This is a genomic window from Mycolicibacterium sp. SMGY-1XX (assembly GCF_059132455.1).
On record NZ_CP101139.1, the window covers coordinates 2,591,503 to 2,607,896 of the forward strand.

At 67.7% G+C, this 16,394-nt stretch carries 14 protein-coding genes; 9 read left to right on the plus strand and 5 right to left on the minus strand.

Annotated elements, in window-relative coordinates; all coding sequences use genetic code 11:
• Positions 1 to 17 precede the first annotated feature (17 nt).
• Complete coding sequence (locus NL241_RS12735; RefSeq protein ID WP_494397730.1) at positions 18 to 1,604, minus strand: APC family permease; 1,587 nt, start codon at positions 1,602 to 1,604, stop codon at positions 18 to 20.
• Positions 1,605 to 1,816: 212 nt separating this feature from the next.
• On the opposite strand from NL241_RS12735, the gene NL241_RS12740 reads away from it, so the two are divergent.
• Positions 1,817 to 3,544, plus strand: coding sequence for a penicillin-binding transpeptidase domain-containing protein (locus NL241_RS12740; RefSeq protein ID WP_494398299.1), 1,728 nt, complete (start codon positions 1,817 to 1,819; stop codon positions 3,542 to 3,544).
• Positions 3,545 to 3,547: 3 nt separating this feature from the next.
• On the opposite strand, the gene NL241_RS12745 is transcribed toward NL241_RS12740, so the two are convergent.
• The 3 genes from NL241_RS12745 to NL241_RS12755 all read right to left on the minus strand — a co-directional run bounded on the left by NL241_RS12745 (position 3,548) and on the right by NL241_RS12755 (position 6,111).
• The gene (locus NL241_RS12745) at positions 3,548 to 4,594 is read right to left on the minus strand and encodes an NAD(P)-dependent alcohol dehydrogenase (RefSeq protein ID WP_487688817.1); all 1,047 of its coding nucleotides are present in this window, start codon (positions 4,592 to 4,594) and stop codon (positions 3,548 to 3,550) included.
• 131 nt (positions 4,595 to 4,725) lie between these two features.
• Complete coding sequence (locus tag NL241_RS12750) at positions 4,726 to 5,001, minus strand: YciI family protein (protein ID WP_487688820.1); 276 nt, start codon at positions 4,999 to 5,001, stop codon at positions 4,726 to 4,728.
• 21 nt (positions 5,002 to 5,022) lie between these two features.
• On the minus strand, positions 5,023 to 6,111 hold the full coding sequence (locus NL241_RS12755) for an ABC transporter substrate-binding protein (RefSeq protein ID WP_487688822.1): 1,089 nt from the start codon (positions 6,109 to 6,111) through the stop codon (positions 5,023 to 5,025).
• A gap of 134 nt (positions 6,112 to 6,245) precedes the next feature.
• Here NL241_RS12755 and ctaD point away from each other — a divergent pair, with 134 nt between their 5' ends.
• Genes ctaD through NL241_RS12770 form a run of 3 tightly spaced genes read left to right on the plus strand, consistent with a single transcriptional unit; the run spans position 6,246 to position 11,454 of the window.
• Positions 6,246 to 7,991 carry an aa3-type cytochrome oxidase subunit I gene (gene ctaD / locus NL241_RS12760; protein ID WP_487689382.1) on the plus strand — a complete coding sequence of 582 codons (1,746 nt, stop codon included), beginning with the start codon at positions 6,246 to 6,248 and terminating at the stop codon, positions 7,989 to 7,991.
• A 51-nt stretch (positions 7,992 to 8,042) separates the two neighbouring features.
• On the plus strand, positions 8,043 to 9,272 hold the full coding sequence (serB, locus tag NL241_RS12765; protein WP_487688824.1) for a phosphoserine phosphatase SerB: 1,230 nt from the start codon (positions 8,043 to 8,045) through the stop codon (positions 9,270 to 9,272).
• 58 nt (positions 9,273 to 9,330) lie between these two features.
• The gene (locus NL241_RS12770; RefSeq protein ID WP_494397731.1) at positions 9,331 to 11,454 is read left to right on the plus strand and encodes an EAL domain-containing protein; all 2,124 of its coding nucleotides are present in this window, start codon (positions 9,331 to 9,333) and stop codon (positions 11,452 to 11,454) included.
• Positions 11,455 to 11,456: 2 nt separating this feature from the next.
• On the opposite strand, the gene yczR is transcribed toward NL241_RS12770, so the two are convergent.
• Positions 11,457 to 12,902, minus strand: a complete 1,446-nt coding sequence (gene yczR / locus NL241_RS12775) for a MocR-like transcription factor YczR (RefSeq protein WP_487688830.1) — start codon at positions 12,900 to 12,902, stop codon at positions 11,457 to 11,459.
• An 85-nt stretch (positions 12,903 to 12,987) separates the two neighbouring features.
• Between yczR and NL241_RS12780 the strand changes: the two genes are divergently transcribed.
• The 5 genes from NL241_RS12780 (at position 12,988) to NL241_RS12800 (ending at position 16,387) form a co-directional block, all read left to right on the plus strand.
• Entirely contained in the window at positions 12,988 to 13,152 is a 165-nt protein-coding gene (locus tag NL241_RS12780; protein ID WP_494397732.1) for a hypothetical protein, read from the plus strand.
• On the plus strand, positions 13,149 to 13,820 hold the full coding sequence (yczE, locus tag NL241_RS12785) for a membrane protein YczE (protein ID WP_487688835.1): 672 nt from the start codon (positions 13,149 to 13,151) through the stop codon (positions 13,818 to 13,820). The genes NL241_RS12780 and yczE overlap by 4 nt, the downstream gene beginning before the upstream one ends.
• Positions 13,781 to 14,620, plus strand: coding sequence for an ABC transporter ATP-binding protein (locus NL241_RS12790; protein ID WP_494397733.1), 840 nt, complete (start codon positions 13,781 to 13,783; stop codon positions 14,618 to 14,620). The genes yczE and NL241_RS12790 overlap by 40 nt, the downstream gene beginning before the upstream one ends.
• Complete coding sequence (locus NL241_RS12795) at positions 14,617 to 15,435, plus strand: NUDIX hydrolase (protein WP_494397734.1); 819 nt, start codon at positions 14,617 to 14,619, stop codon at positions 15,433 to 15,435. The genes NL241_RS12790 and NL241_RS12795 overlap by 4 nt, the downstream gene beginning before the upstream one ends.
• A gap of 211 nt (positions 15,436 to 15,646) precedes the next feature.
• The gene (locus tag NL241_RS12800) at positions 15,647 to 16,387 is read left to right on the plus strand and encodes an enoyl-CoA hydratase (RefSeq protein WP_494397735.1); all 741 of its coding nucleotides are present in this window, start codon (positions 15,647 to 15,649) and stop codon (positions 16,385 to 16,387) included.
• Positions 16,388 to 16,394: the final 7 nt, after the last annotated feature.

Below are 16,394 nucleotides of genomic sequence, written 5' to 3' on the forward strand. Positions count from 1 at the left end.
GTTTCGTTCAGGTGCGCTCAGGCGCGTTCGTGGGCGTCCTCCATCACCGTCCGCCCGATCGCGGCGTAGACCTCGGGCCGTGCGGACCGCAGCCACAGCGCGTACACGAGCCCGAGCACGAAGACGGCCAGGATGAAGTACGGACCGGCCTTGAACACCAGGGAGTTGGCGGCATAACCCGCGGCGAAGGCGCGGTTGTCCCACAGCAGCCACACCACGTAGAGCATGGCCACGCCACCGATGAGGGGGCAAACCAACGTGGTGATGATGTTGCCGCGGTGGGTCTTTCGCACCCAGAAGTACCAGATCACGGCGAACGAGCAGATGGCCTGCACCAGCAGGATCGCGGCGGTGCCGATCAGCGCCAGCAGTCCGTAGATGTTGGTGTAGGGCACCAGCGCCGGAGTATCGACGGGCACACCGTCGGCGTCGGGCACCTGCACGGCGGTGAAGAACGCGAACAGCAACACGATCGCCAGGGTGATCGCACTCTGCACCGCCGAGGCGATGTACGGCGAGCCGTGTTTGGGATGCGCCGCGCCGATGCTCTTCTGCACTGCGGCCGAGGGGATTTCGCGGCCCAGGGCGAACAGGTAGCGCGAGGCGGCGTTGTGGAACGCCAGCGCGCAGGCGAAGGAGCCGATCACCAACAAGATCTTGTAGATGTCGAGCAGGATGGTGCCGAGGTTGGCTTCCACCAGACCGAAGTACAGATCCAGCGGCGAGGCGCTGATCGAGGCCTCCACCGAGGCTGCGGCGCCGTTGCCGGCCAGCACCATCGCCGAGACGAATGTGTAGAACAGCCCCAGGCCGATCACCGCGATCAGGGTGGCCCGCGGGATGATCTTCTTCGGGTTGCGGGATTCCTCGCCGTACACCGCCGTGGTCTCGAATCCGACCCAGGACCAGAACGCGAAGAACAGCCCGATCGCCATGGACCCGGCCGCCGCCGCGGTGCCGAAGGCGCCCTCGGGCAGGCTGGAGAAGGCGTTGTTCAGCAGCACGGTCTTGTCCAGCATGAAACCGTCGGGGCCGCCGCCGGAGAAGACCACCGAGAACGCCAGCGCGAGCAGTACCAGCACCTCGGCCACGAGCGTGACACCGAGGATGGCCGCGGTGAGGCTGATGTGAAAGTGGCACAGCGCCGCTATGACGAGCACCGCGCCGACGGCGAACACCAGCCACGGGATGTCCACGCCCACAATGGTGTTGACCGCATCGTTGGCGAAATAGGCGCAGCCGCCGATCAGGGATCCCTCGAAGACCACGTAGGCGAATGTCGCGAGCATCCCGCTGGCCATGCCCCACACCTGGCCAAGGCCGTGCGAGATGAAGCCGTAGAAGGCGCCGGTGGTGGTGATGTGCTTGGCCATCGCCACGTAGCCCAGTGCGAACAGCGTGAGGATGATGGTCGCGAAGAGGAACCCGGCGGGCGCGCCGAGGCCGTTGCCGAATCCGACGGCGATGGGCGTGTTGCCGGTCATCGCGGTGATGGGCGCCGCGTTGGCGACCGCCATGAAAATAACGGCCACCATGCCGATGGCGCCTTTTTTCAGTCCCGACGGAGAATCGGGTGACTGAACGGCTGCGGAATCAGTACTCACCGCGGGCCTCCTGGATCGAAAAGGGATGCTGAGGGTTCCGCGGCGTTGCGAATCCGCAGCGAGCGTCGCATCGGGGAATGGGCCTCACAACTTGGCCACAGGTATTCGCAGCAACTTGACAGGTTGAGCTGTGCGGCTCGGAGCGGTTAACTCGGAGGTCTATGAGGCGACGCAGAGTGCACCAGGTGGTCCTGATCGTTACGACGCTCGCCATGCTGCTCGGCGTGGTCGGCTGTTCCGGCGGCCCTGACCCGAGTGATCGCTTCACGGCATTCGCAAACGCGCTGCAACGCAAGGATGCTCGGGCCGCAGCCGCCGAGACCACGGATCCCGCCGCCGCGGAGCCGGTGATAGCCGGCATGCTCGACGGCATGGGACAGGGCGCATCGGTGGCAGCGACTCCCGTCCAGGTCGACGGCCAGGATGCCGAGTTCACCGTCTCGTACCAGTGGACGTTCGGGCCGGGCCGCGAGATGCGTTACGACACCGATGCGACCGTCGCCCGAGACGGAGAGGACTGGCGCATCACCTGGTCGCCGACGCTGCTGCACCGCGACCTGCAGCCGGGGTTGAATTTCCAGTTCAGCCAGGACAGCGATCTGCAGACCCCGGTCCTGGACCGCACCGGTCAGCCGCTGCTGACGTGGCAGACCGTCGGGGTCATCAGCCTGGACAGGGCGCAGCAGGCATCAGCCGCGGCCCTGGCGCCACTGCTGGTGCCGTTCGAGCCGGCTGTCACCCCCGAGTCGATCGCCGCCCTGTTCGCCGGCAACACAGATGACCGGGTGACCGTGATCAAGCTGCGCGAAGCCGACCTCGCCCTGATCTCGCCCGCGCTGGCCACCATCCCTGGTGTCACCGTCGTCCAGCAGGGTGAGCTGCTGACCGCCGACCGAAACCTGTCGTCGCCGGCCATCGCCGGTTTGCCCGAACTGTGGCACAACCGGATCACGGCCAACTCGGGTTGGTCGGTGTCGCTGGTGGATGCCGACGGCGCACTGGCACAGCGGTTGGAGTCGTCACCGCCGAAGCCCACCGAGCCGATTCGCACCACTGTGGATCTGCGGCTGCAGTTGCTGGCGCAGCGGGCGGTGTCCGTCGAGCCCCGGCCCACCGTTCTGGTGGCGCTGTCCGCCTCCACCGGCGGCATTCTTGCCGCGGCGCAGAACGTGGCAGCCAATGCTCAAGGCCCCCTGGCCTTTTCGGGACTCTATCCGCCGGGGTCCACGTTCAAGACCATCACCTCGGCGGCCGCTCTGAGCGCGGGACTGGTGGCACCGGAGACCCCGGTCAGCTGCCCGGGCGTCTTGACCATCGACAACCGCACCATCCCCAACGATGACAACTTCGATCTGGGGACGGTGCCGTTTGCCACGGCATTCGCACGATCGTGCAACACCACCATGGGACAGCTCGCCGACCAATTGCCGCCCGGCGCCCTGACCACCACAGCGCGCGACTTCGGCATCGGCGTCGACTATGTGATCCCCGGGTTGACCACGGTCACCGGCGCGGTACCAGCGGCGGACACCCCGGCGCAGCGGGTGGAGAACGGGATCGGGCAGGGCACGGTGACGGTCAGCCCCTTCGGTCTGGCCGTGGCCGAGGCCAGCCTCGCGCACGGGGCCACCGTCACGCCCACCCTCGTCGAGGGTGAGGCCACCGAGGCGGATACGGAGTCGGTTCCGTTGCCGCCCAACGTGACTCAGCCGCTACGGGCGATGATGCGGCAAACCGTCACCGAGGGCACCGCCGCCCAATTACGCGACATCCCCGAACTCGGCGGCAAGACGGGCACCGCCGAATTCGGGGACAACACCAGCTCTCACGGGTGGTTCGCGGGAATCTCCGGAGACGTCGCGTTCGCGACGCTGGTGGTGGGCGGCGACTCGTCGGCGCCCGCGGTCACCGTCTCCGGAGACTTCCTGCGGGGGATCTAGCTACTAGATGGTGCTGGTGTCGATGACGAAGCGGTAGCGCACGTCGCTGGCCAACACCCGCTCGTAGGCCTCGTTGACGTAGGAGGCCTCGATGACCTCGATCTCGGGGGTCACATCGTGCTCGGCGCAGAAGTCGAGCATCTCCTGGGTCTCGGGGATGCCGCCGATCATCGAACCGGACAGGCTGCGGCGGCCGCCGGCCAGCGGGAAGAACGGCACCTCGAGGGGCTGCTCCGGGGCGCCCAGCTCGACCAGCGTGCCGTCGATTTTCAGCAGGCCCAGGTACAGGCCGAGGTCCAGGTTGGCCGACACAGTGTTGAGGATCAGGTCGAATTTTCCGGCCAGCTTCTTGAAGGTGTCGGGATCGCTGGTGGCGTAGTACTCGCTGGCGCCCAGGCGCAGCCCGTCTTCCATCTTCTTCAGCGACTGGCTGAGCACGGTCACCTCGGCGCCCAGGGCGGCAGCGAGCTTGACGCCCATGTGGCCGAGGCCGCCGAGGCCGATGACGGCGACTTTGCTGCCCGGTCCGGCGTTCCAGTGCTTCAGCGGTGACCAGAGGGTGACACCGGCGCACAGCAGGGGAGCGGCCTTGTCCAGCGGCAGCGAGTCGGGGATGCGCAGCACGAAGTTCTCGTTGGTGACGATCGCCTGGCTGTAGCCACCCTGAGTCGGGGTGCCGTCCTTGTCGGTGGCGTTGTAGGTGCCGATCATGCCGCCGCCGGTGCAGTACTGCTCTTTACCGGCTTTGCAGTTCTCGCAGTTCTGGCAGGAATTCACCATGCAGCCGACGCCGACGTGGTCGCCGACCTTGAACTTGGTGACCTCGGAACCCACCTCGGTGACGACGCCGGCGATCTCGTGGCCGGGCACCACCGGGTAGTTGGGCTGGCCCCACTCGGCCTTGACGGTGTGGATGTCGCTGTGACAGATGCCGGCGAACTTGATGTCGAAGGCGACATCATGCGGGCCCACATCGCGGCGCTCGATGGTGGTCTTGGTGAGCGGCTCGGTGGCGGAGGTCGCGGCGTAGGCGGAAACGGTCGTGGTCATATAACTAGCCCTCTTCAGCTCGTGTGCAAATGTGCGAATTCGGACATATCAAGCCCGCGTCTTCGCGGTTACCCGAATTGGCGCAACGGGTCGCGCCCCCGGTTTACTCCCCGACGGGTCCGATTGTGAGATTAAAGACCCGGGGCCCGCAGCGCAGCGTTGAAGCCGACCCGCTCGTAAGTCACCAGTCCGGCCCCCGTGTAGGGGTCGGCGGCCATCAGTTCCTCGGCGGCCTCGACGGGGATGTCGCCGGTGATCAGGACTCCGCCCTGTTCCGATTCCTGGCGCCCTGCCAGCAGCAACCGTCCCTTGGCGATCTCGGAGTTGATCCACTCGACGTGCGCGGGGCGGGTCTGGTCGACCACGTCGAGGGGCTTCAGATAGGTCAGTGTCAGTACGTGGAACACGACCACGAATCTAGTGCAGCCTCAGTTGACCGGTGAGTTGACGAATCGCAAGTCCTCGACGACGCCGCGGGCGGCGACGAGGCCCTCGCCGGTCTGCCACACCTCGTTGTTGACGACGAAGACACGATGGTCCCGGGTGGCCGACAGCGCGCGCCACGCGTCGCTGGTCATGAAGGATGCGGCGCGCTCCTTGGCCGCCGGCGAGTCGAACGAGACGTAGATGATGTCACCGTCCGCGGCCGAGAGGTCCGCGGCGTCCATACCGACTTCGACGTACGGCTGATCGGTGAAGCGCTGCGACGCGGGCCGGTCCACACCCACCTGGGCGAGGACAGACGCCGGGAAATTGTCGGCCCCGAACACCCGCACCGCGGTGTCGGTCAGCTGCACCACCGAGACCTGGTAGTGCGTGGCGTCGTTGGTCAGTCCGGTTTCCCTGGCCTCGTCGGCAAACCTGGCCAGCAGCTCCTCGGCGGCGCGGGCACGGCCGGTCGCCGCGCCCACGGTGCGCACGGTGTCGGCCCACCTGGCGCCGGGCGCCCCGGTGAACACCGTGGGCGCGATGGCCAGGAAGTCGCTGTAGAACTCCCGCGTCAGGGCTGTCGATCCGAGGATGAGGTCCGGGCTCGCCGCGGCGACGGCGGCGGTATCGGGAGCGCTGCGCGGGCCGGCGCCGGGCACCTGGTGGATGACGGTGCCGAGGTAGGACGGCTGCTGATCGGAGCCGTCGGGCAGGGCGGCGGCCACCACGCGTGACTGCAATCCCAGGGCGCACAGGGCATCGAGTTGATCGCCGGACAGGGCGACGATGCGTTGCGGGTCGGCGGGCACCTCGATGTCACCGCGGTCGGTACCGCTGTTGACGGGGCGGGTGGGAGGTCCGGGATCCACCGCAGCTGGTTCGGGTGCGCAGGATTCGTCGGGCCGGCGCAGATTTCCCAACACGGCGGCGTCGGCGATCTTGGTGGTGCTGGTGACGATGCTGCGGGACGGCTCCACCGGGGTCATGCCCTGGGGGGCGGAGCAGCCGGCGCTCAACGTCACGGTGACCGCCGTGAGCACGGCTGCGGCAGCGGTGAGGACCCCCGGGCGCAGACGGCTGATCAGCACGGCCCGACCGTAACACCGGCATCTACGACACTTTGTCGGACCCGTGCCGACAGACACAGGAACGGGGGATAGGATTCGTCCAGAAGATCAGTGGCTACCGTTCGGTGGCCTGAAGTGATTTCTTGGAGGAGCTCTTGACCGCCGAAGCGCCCCCGCTTGGAGAACTCGAAGCCGCGCGTCCGTACCCGGAGCGGGTCGGCCCCAAGGGCAACCTGATCTACAAGCTGATCACCACCACCGATCACAAGCTGATCGGCATCATGTACTGCGTCGCCTGCTTCGCCTTCTTCCTCATCGGCGGCCTGATGGCGCTGTTCATGCGGACCGAGCTCGCCCTGCCGGGGCTGCAGTTCCTGTCCAACGAGCAGTTCAACCAGCTGTTCACCATGCACGGCACGGTGATGCTGCTGTTCTACGCCACCCCGATCGTGTTCGGGTTCGCCAACCTGGTGCTTCCGCTGCAGATCGGTGCGCCCGACGTGGCGTTCCCGCGGCTGAACGCATTCTCGTTCTGGCTGTTCCTGTTCGGCGCGTTGATCGCCACCGCCGGCTTCATCACCCCCGGTGGTGCCGCCGACTTCGGCTGGACCGCCTACTCGCCGCTGACCGACGCCATCCACTCACCGGGTGCCGGCGCCGACCTGTGGATCATGGGTCTGGCCGTCGGTGGTCTCGGCACCATCCTCGGTGGCGTCAACATGATCACCACCTGCGTCTGCATGCGCGCCCCCGGCATGACGATGTTCCGGATGCCGATCTTCACCTGGAACATCCTGGTGACGTCCATCCTGGTGCTGCTGGCCTTCCCGCTGCTGACCGCCGCGCTGTTCGGTCTGGCCGCCGACCGCCATCTCGGTGCCCACGTCTACGACCCCGCCAACGGCGGTGTCCTGCTGTGGCAGCACCTGTTCTGGTTCTTCGGCCACCCCGAGGTGTACATCATCGCGCTGCCGTTCTTCGGCATCGTCTCGGAGATCTTCCCGGTCTTCAGCCGCAAGCCGATCTTCGGTTACACCACCCTGATCTACGCGACGCTGGCCATCGCCGCGCTGTCGGTCGCGGTGTGGGCGCACCACATGTACGCCACCGGCGCCGTGCTGCTGCCGTTCTTCTCCTTCATGACCTTCCTGATCGCGGTGCCCACGGGTATCAAGTTCTTCAACTGGATAGGCACGATGTGGAAGGGCCAGTTGACGTTCGAGACACCCATGCTGTTCTCGGTCGGGTTCATCGTCACGTTCCTGCTCGGTGGCCTCTCGGGTGTGCTGCTGGCCAGCCCGCCGCTGGACTTCCACGTCACCGACAGCTACTTCGTCATCGCGCACTTCCACTACGTGCTCTTCGGCACCATCGTGTTCGCCACCTACGCGGGTATCTATTTCTGGTTCCCGAAGATGACGGGCCGCCTGCTCGACGAGCGCCTGGGCAAGCTGCACTTCTGGCTGACCTTCATCGGCTTCCACACCACGTTCCTGGTGCAGCACTGGCTCGGTGACGAGGGCATGCCGCGTCGGTACGCCGACTACCTGCCCACCGACGGCTTCACCACGCTGAACATCGTCTCCACCGTGGGTGCGTTCATCCTGGGCATCTCGACGCTGCCGTTCCTGTGGAACGTGTTCAAGAGCTGGCGCTACGGCGAGGTCGTCACGGTCGACGATCCGTGGGGCTACGGCAACTCCCTGGAGTGGGCCACCAGCTGCCCGCCGCCGCGGCACAACTTCACCGAGCTGCCCCGGATCCGGTCCGAGCGCCCGGCGTTCGAGTTGCACTACCCGCACATGATCGACCGGATGCGCGCAGAGGCCCACATCGGGCGTGCGCACGGCCCGTCCGACGGTGACGTGACGCGACTCGACGACGAGAACGTCCGTACCTGATTCACCCAGTGATTCTCCGAGGCATACGAGTTAGTCAGCGGGGGGCTTAGCGTGCCGAAGGCGTCGGTGTTGATCACCGTCACCGGAGTTGATCAACCTGGCGTGACGTCCGCGCTGTTCGAAGTGCTCTCACGGCACAAAGTCGAACTGCTCAATGTCGAACAGGTGGTCATCCGGGGGCGGCTCACCCTCGGGGTGCTGGTATCGGGTCCTCCTGCGGTACTGCTGGGTGGACACGACTTCCACAGCGAAGTCCGCGCCGCGATTCATGGTGTCGGACTGGATGTTTCGATCGAACGCAGTGATGATCTGCCGATCATCCGGGAGCCGTCGACGCACTCCATCGTGGTGCTGGGACGGCCGGTCACGGCGCAGGCGTTCGGTGTGCTGGCGCGTGAGGCCGCCAAGCTCGGGGTCAACATCGACTTCATCCGCGGTGTCTCCGACTATCCGGTGACCGGCCTCGAGTTGCGGGTGTCGGTCCCGCCCGGGGTCGGCAGTGAGCTGCAGGCGGCACTGGCCGCGGTCGCCGTCGAGGAGGGCATCGACGTCGCGATCGAGGCGTACAGCCTGAGCCGGCGAGCCAAGCGGCTCATCGTCTTCGATGTCGACTCGACCCTGATCCAGGGCGAGGTCATCGAGATGCTGGCCGCCCGGGCGGGCGCCGAAGCCAAGGTTGCGCAGATCACCGAGGCTGCGATGCGCGGCGAACTCGACTTCGCCGAATCGCTGCGGGAGCGGGTGGCGACTCTGGAGGGTCTGCCCGCCAGTGTCCTCGACGAGGTGGCCGACCAGTTGGAGCTCACTCCGGGCGCCCGCACCACAATTCGGACTTTGCGGCGCCTTGGGTTCCACTGCGGTGTCGTTTCCGGCGGCTTCCGGCAGGTGATCGATCCGCTGGCGCACGAACTGATGCTGGACTATGTGGCGGCCAACGAACTCGAGGTGGTCGACGGAATCCTCACCGGCCGGGTGGTCGGGCAGATCGTCGACCGGCCCGGGAAAGCCAAAGCACTGCGTGACTTCGCGCACCAGGTCAATGTGCCCATGGAACAGACCGTGGCCGTCGGTGACGGAGCCAATGACATCGACATGCTGGCCGCCGCCGGTCTCGGTGTCGCGTTCAACGCCAAGCCCGCGTTGCGTGAGGTGGCCGACGCGTCGTTGAGCCATCCTTACCTGGACACCGTGCTGTTCATCCTCGGTGTCACCCGCGCGGAGATCGAGGCGGCCGATGCGGTGGACGGGCTCGGCGGTCGGGTGGACATTCCCTCCGAGTAGCGGGCCGCTGCCTCGTTGAGCAGTAGGTCCGGTCACGTGCAGGTCTATATTTCTTGCCATGCACGTCGACGGGGTTGACAAGGCCCTCGCGGATGGCGAGCCTGACATCCCCGTCGACCTGGTCCGCACGTTGTTGGGTGTGCTGCGCTCCCGACTCGGTCTGGACACCGCCTGGCTGTCGTGCTTCCGCGACGGAATGCAGGTGTTCGAGGTCCTCGACGGGGATGCCGAAGCGCTGGGCCTCTCGTCGGGCGAGCGGTCGTCGTTGTCGGGGTCCTACTGCGTGCGTGTCATCGATGGCAGGTTGCCCGCTGTCATCCCGGACACGATCGCCAACCAGACGACCGCTGCGCTGCCGATCACGCGCGAGCTGGGGCTGGGCGCCTATGTGGGCGTGCCGGTGCTCGACGCCAACGGGGCCACGCTGGGAACGGTGTGCGCGGTGAGCCAACACGCGAAGCCGGACCTCGCCGATGTCGACGTGCGGATCGTCCGGCACGTCGCCGAACTGATCGGGGCCCTGATGGAATCGCCGGCGCGTGGCGCCGACTCCACGGCCGAGCAGAGCCGGGCAATACGCCGGGTGGTCTCCGATCGGCTGTTCGAAGTGGTTTTCCAAGCGATTCACGATGTGGGCACCGGTCAGGTGGTGGGTGTCGAAGCGCTGGCCCGGTTCCCGTGCGAACCGTTTCAACCCGCGTCCTTCTTCACGCGGGCCGCGGCGCTGGGCCTGAACATCGAACTCGAGACGGCCATCGTGATGCGCGTCGTGGCCATGATGCCGCAACTTCCCGCCGACGTGTTCGTCGCCATCAACATCTCGCCGGCGGCCGTCCTGCAGGTGCCGTGGGCCGAGCTGCTGGCCGATGCCGACGCGTCGCGGATCGTGCTCGAGATCACCGAGCACGACGCGGTGCACAACTACGGGGCTCTCGACGACGTTTTGGAGGCCTGCCGGACACGGGGGATGCGGGTGGCAGTCGACGACGTCGGCGCCGGCTTCTCCTCGTTCTCCCATGTCCTCGAACTGGAGCCGGAGTTCGTCAAGATCGATCTGTCCATCACCCGCAACATCGACGGTGACGATGCGCGGCGGCGGCTGGCGCAGGCGATCGCCGAGTTCACCGGCCAGATCGGTGCCACCGTGATCGCCGAAGGGGTGGAGACGCAAGGAGAACTCGACGCCGTCAGCGCGGCCGGCATCACGTGGGCCCAGGGCTATCACCTCAGTCGTCCGAAGCCCCCGGCGCACGGGTTTCCCGCCGCGGAAGTGACTGCGGCGCCTGATGATCTGCTACCCCAGACCTTCGACCTGTTGGGGGAGCGGCGGTTTGAGTTGGCGTTGGCGCATTCGCCCATCGGTATGGCGGTCGTCGGTCTGGACGGCACGTTCCTGCGTACCAACCGGGCGCTGCGGGTGATGCTCGGATACAGCCGAAAGGCGCTGTCCGAGATGACTTTCCAGCAGGTCACCCATCCTGATGACCTGGACTCCGATCTGGCCCTGGTCGCCGAGTGCCTGGCGGGGCGGCGGCGGTCGTACCGCATCGACAAGCGTTACATCGCCGCCGACGGGCGCGTGGTGTGGTGCGCCCTGACCGCTGTGCTGGTGCACGCCCCGCGTGACCGGCCCCGGTGCTTCGTCTCGCAGATCGTGGATGTCACCGCTGACCGCATCCGCGAGGCCGACCTGGCGCGGCAGGCTGCCACCGACCCACTCACCGCGATCGCCAACCGGTCCGCCGCGTGGAGCAGGCTCGAGCGGTTGCAGGCGGGTGAACTCGGCTACGGCGTGCTCTTCTGCGATATCGAGAGATTCAAGACGGTCAACGACAGGCGCGGCCACCACGCCGGCGATCAACTGCTGATCGAGGTGGCGGGCCGCCTGCTCGGCGCTGTGGGCGACGGTGACCTGGTGGCACGCTGGGGCGGCGACGAGTTCCTGATCACCACCGACGTCACCGACCACGACCGGCTCAGACTGCTGGCTGACCGGATCATCACCGCGGTGGGACGCACGCCGGTCAGACTTGCCGATGGTGCGGAGCTTCCGGTGGCGTTGACCATCGGTTTCGCCGCACACCGGCCGGGGGACGGCCTGTCCATCGACATGGTTCTCGAACGGGCCGACCGCGCGATGTATGAGCGCCGGCGAGGCCGCCGCGATACCGCTGCGCCGTGAGGTCACACGACGACGGCGGCACCCACATCTGCGACACCGACTCCGGTGACGGAATGCCAAGCGCGCACCATCAATTCGACGGCCTCCTCGAGTTGGTCCTCGGGCAGGGCGTAAGGCACCCGGATGAAGCGTTCCAGGGTCCCGTCCACACCGAATCGCGGGCCCGCAGGCAGATCCAACCCCAGCCTCGACGCCGACGCCGAGAGCGCGGTGCTCATCGGTGTGGGAAGCCGCACCCACAGCGACATCCCGCCCACTCCGTGACCTGGCTGCCAGTCGGGGAGCCGGCGTGCCAGCAGATCGACCAGGAAAGCGCGCCGGGAGCGCAGGATCTCGCGACGCTCGGCCAGGATGCCTTCAGCGCCGTCGAGCAGGCTTGCGGCGACCAGTTGTTCGAGAATCGCGGTGCCCAGATCGAGTGAGGGCCGCAGCGCGGCCAGCGTGGCGACGATACTCGGTTCAGCCCGGATCCAACCGATCCGCAGTCCACCCCAGAACGACTTGGACATCGAGCCGATGGTCAGCACCAGGTCGCGCCGGCTGGTCAACTCGGCGGCCAGCGGTCGCGGCGGCTCGTCATCGATCCACATGTCCAGGATCGTCTCGTCGATGACGGTGCGGGTGCGTGTCTCGGTGATGATGTGCGCCAACCGTTTCCGGTCGCCGTCGGCCATGGTGAAACCGGTCGGGTTGTGATTGTCCGGTATCAGGTAGGCCAGATTGGGAGCCAGTTGCCGGATCGCGGCGTGCACGGCATCCAGTTCCCAGCCGGAGTCCGTCATCGCGACCGGGACCGCGCGGGCACCCGCGGTGGCGATCGCCGACAGCGCGCCGTGATAGGTCGGTTGTTCGACCAGCACCCGGTCGCCCGACTGGGTGTAGGCGGCGAGGATCAGGCTGATGGCGTGCTGCGCGCCGCTGGTGATCAGGATGTCCTCGGGTTCAGTGGGAAGTCCACGCGCACAGTATCTTTCGGCAACGGCCAGGCGTAGTGCATCGACGCCCACCAGCTCGTGACCGGGCGCGTGCAGGTACGGCGCCACCTGAGCGGCGGCATCGGCGAAAGCGTCGAGCACGGCCGCCGGTGGTGCGGGGAGTGCGGCGGCGGCCAGGCTGACGGTCGCGGTGGCCGCACTGGTCTGGACCGCCGGCAGGACCGGGAGCGCGGTGGTGCTGCGGGCCCCGCGGCGGGCATGCAGATAACCGTCTTCACCGAGCTGGGTGTACGCCGCGGTGACGGTGGTGCGGGAAACGCGCAGCGCGTCGGCCAGGGCGCGCTCGCTCGGGAGCCGGGCGCCCACGGGAACACGCCCGTCGACGATGAGCAGCCGGATGGCATCTGCGAGCCCCTGGTACGCGGGACCGGCCCGGTTGGCCGTACGCCAGTTCCCGAGCTCGCGGCTGAGCAGGTCCACATCGAGGGCGCGTCGCCCCATTTCTATGGTCATGTTCAGGCCAGTATTCGCCAACTGGCTATTGAATGGCAAGCCAGTGGGCTCAGAAGATGTCTCCATGAACGAAAACTGGTTATCGATGTGGTCCGCTCGGCTGACGCGCCTGGGTGCGCGGATGGCCGCCGCGGCGGTGCGGCCCAGCCAGGGCGACGAGATGTGGGACCGTCGTGATCTCGACGCCGACTACCGCCGCGCCATTCAGGACCTCGACGCCGTCCGGGTCCGATTCCCGGACCACGCATGAGGGCCCGGCTCACGCCCATCCGTCTCGGTGCACTGCTGTTGGGCCTGGCCGGTTACGGCTTCTCGATGGCACTGATGGTGCGGGCCGGCCTCGGGCTCGACCCGTGGGACGTCTTTCACCAGGGCCTGGCCGGGCACACCGGGTTGACCATCGGCACCGCGTCGGCGCTGGTGGGGGTCGCGGTGCTGCTGGCCTGGATCCCGCTGCGCAACCGTCCCGGCGTCGGCACCGTCGCCAACGTCATCGTCATCGCCGTCACGGTCGACGCATCCCTGGCCGTGCTGCCCGAGCTCGGGTCGCTACCCGTCCGGGTGGCGGTGATGCTCGGCGCCGTGGTGCTCAACGCCATCAGCACCGTGCTCTACATCGGCGCCGGACTCGGGCCGGGGCCCAGGGACGGGCTGATGACCGGTCTGGTGGCCCGCACCGGATGGTCAGTGCGATTGGTGCGCACCACGATCGAGGCCACCGTTCTGGCCACCGGCTGGCTGCTGGGTGGCACCGTCGGCATCGGGACCGTGATCTACGCGTTCGGGATCGGTCCGCTGGTGCAGCTGATCCTGCGGGTGATGCCGGCGCAGGTGCTCGCTGAGTTCGGCGCCGAGACGCCCATGACTACCATGATCGAGTGCCCGAAGCAGAGGACTCCGTCGACCCAGACCTGCTGATCGATTTTCGGAAAGTCTCGCTCCGCCGCGGGGGCCGGGTCCTGGTGGGCCCGGTCTCCTGGCAGGTCGAACTCGATGAACGCTGGGTGGTCATCGGACCCAACGGGGCCGGTAAGACTTCGCTGCTGCGCATCGCCGCCGCCATGGAGTACCCGTCCACCGGACTGGCCCACGTGCTCGGTGAACGCCTGGGCAAAGTGGACATGGCCGAGCTGCGCGCGCGGGTCGGCCTTTCGAGTTCGGCTCTGTCGCAACGGGTTCCGGACAGTGAGGTGGTTCGCGATCTGGTGGTCTCCGCCGGATACGCGGTGCTGGGGCGCTGGCGCGAAGCCTACGAGGACGTCGATTACGAGCAGGCGGTCGACATGCTGGAAAGCGTCGGCGCCGAGCATCTGGCCGAGCGCACCTACGGCACCCTGAGCGAAGGCGAGCGCAAACGTGTGCTGATCGCCCGGTCGTTGATGACCGATCCGGAACTGCTGCTGCTCGACGAGCCGGCAGCCGGCCTGGACCTCGGCGGCCGCGAAGAGCTGGTGGCGCGGCTGGCCGACCTGGCCGCCGACCCGGACGCACCCGCCACCGTGCTGGTGACCCACCACGTCGAAGAGATCCCGCCGGGCTTCTCGCACGCGTTGATCCTGTCGGAGGGCAAGGTGGTGGCCGGTGGGCTGCTCAGCGAGGTCATGACATCGGAGAACCTGTCCAAGGCATTCGGCCAGTCGATCGCGCTGGAGATGATCGAAGGCCGCTACTTCGCGCGGCGGGTCCGCAGCCGCGCTGCACATCGGAGGCGAGCATGAGCACTTCTTCGTCGGAGGAGCCGTTTGTCCCTCTGCCCGTCCGGCCCGCCGCGACGGTGATGCTGGTACGCGACGGTGAGCGCGGGGTCGAGGTGTTCCTGATGCGCAGGCACCGGGCGATGGAGTTCGTCGGCGGCGTCATCGTCTTTCCGGGCGGCGGGGTCGACGACCGGGACCGTAACGCCGATATCGACTGGCACGGTCCGCCGCCGTCGTGGTGGGCGCAGCGGTTCGGGGTGGACGAGGATCTGGCGCTGGCCCTGGTGTGTGCGGCGGCCCGGGAGACGTTCGAGGAATCCGGGGTGCTGTTCGCCGGGGCATCCGGTGATCCCGATCTGATCGTCGACGACGCCAGCGTGTACCGGGACGCCCGGCTGGCGCTGGCCGACAACACGCTGTCCTTCGGAGACTTCCTGCGCCGGGAAGGCCTGATGCTGCGGGCGGACCTGTTGCGGCCGTGGGCCAACTGGATCACCCCGGAAGAGGAGCGCACCCGCCGCTACGACACGTTCTTCTTCGTCGCCGCCCTGCCGGAGGGGCAGCGCGCCGACGGTGAGAACACCGAATCGGACAGGGTCGGCTGGGCCACACCGGAGCGCGCGCTCGACGATTTCGCGGCCAAGCGCACGTTCCTGCTGCCGCCGACATGGACGCAGCTGGATTCGCTGGCCGGCAAGACCGTGGCCGAGGTGCTGGCCATCGAGCGCGAGATCGTCGCGATCCAGCCCAGCCTGACCATGGGCCGCGGCACGTGGGCCATCGAGTTCTTCGACGGAGAGCGGTACAACGCTGCACGCGACGGACGCGCGCCTTGAGCCGCGACGAGGCGGGGCGAGGGACGAGGCCCGGGGAGGAGCCGGCGAGTAGTCGGGCCTTGAGCCGCGACGAGGCGGGGCGAGGGACGAGGCCCGGGGAGGAGCCGGCGAGTAGTCGGGCCTTGAGCCGCGACGAGGCGGGGCGAGGGACGAGGCCCGGGGAGGAGCCGGCGAGTAGTCGGGCCTTGAGCCGGCGAGCGATCGGATCCTGATGCGGGAGTTCGTGACCGTCCACACTGCGTCCGAGCACCCCGGCGTGGGCACCATCGTGCTGTCCCGGCCACCGAACAACGCCTTCACCCGGCAGATGTACCGCGAACTGGCCGACGCCGCGGCCGAGGTGGCCACGCGCGCTGACATCGCCACGGTGATCCTGTTCGGGGGCCATGAGATCTTCTCGGCCGGCGACGACGTACCCGAGCTTCGCACGCTCACCGCCAAGGAAGCCGAAGAAGGCGCGGACATCCGCCACCACGCCATCGAAGCCGTCGCCGCCATTCCCAAGCCCACTGTCGCCGCCGTCACCGGATACGCGCTGGGCAGCGGGCTGACGCTGGCGCTGGCCGCCGACTGGCGGGTGGGCGGCGACAACGTGAAGATCGGGGCCACCGAGATCCTGGCCGGACTCATTCCCGGCGGTGGCGGCATGGCCCGGCTGGCCCGCACCGTCGGCGTCAGCCGCGCCAAGGACCTGGTCTTCAGTGGCCGGTTCGTCGACGCCAACGAGGCCGCCGCTCTGGGCGTGCTCGATCAGCTGGTGGCTCCCGATCACGTCTTCGACGGCGCGATGACGTGGGCGCAGCGGCTGGTCGACGCCCCGGCCGAAGCGTTGGCGGCGGCCAAAGCCGTAATCGACGGATCGGTGGCGCTGAAGTCCAAACGCGTCACCGAGGAACGCAAGCGCTACATCGAGGTCTTCGCCGCCGGACAGGCGCACGACCGGTCGGGTTAGGCTGCCC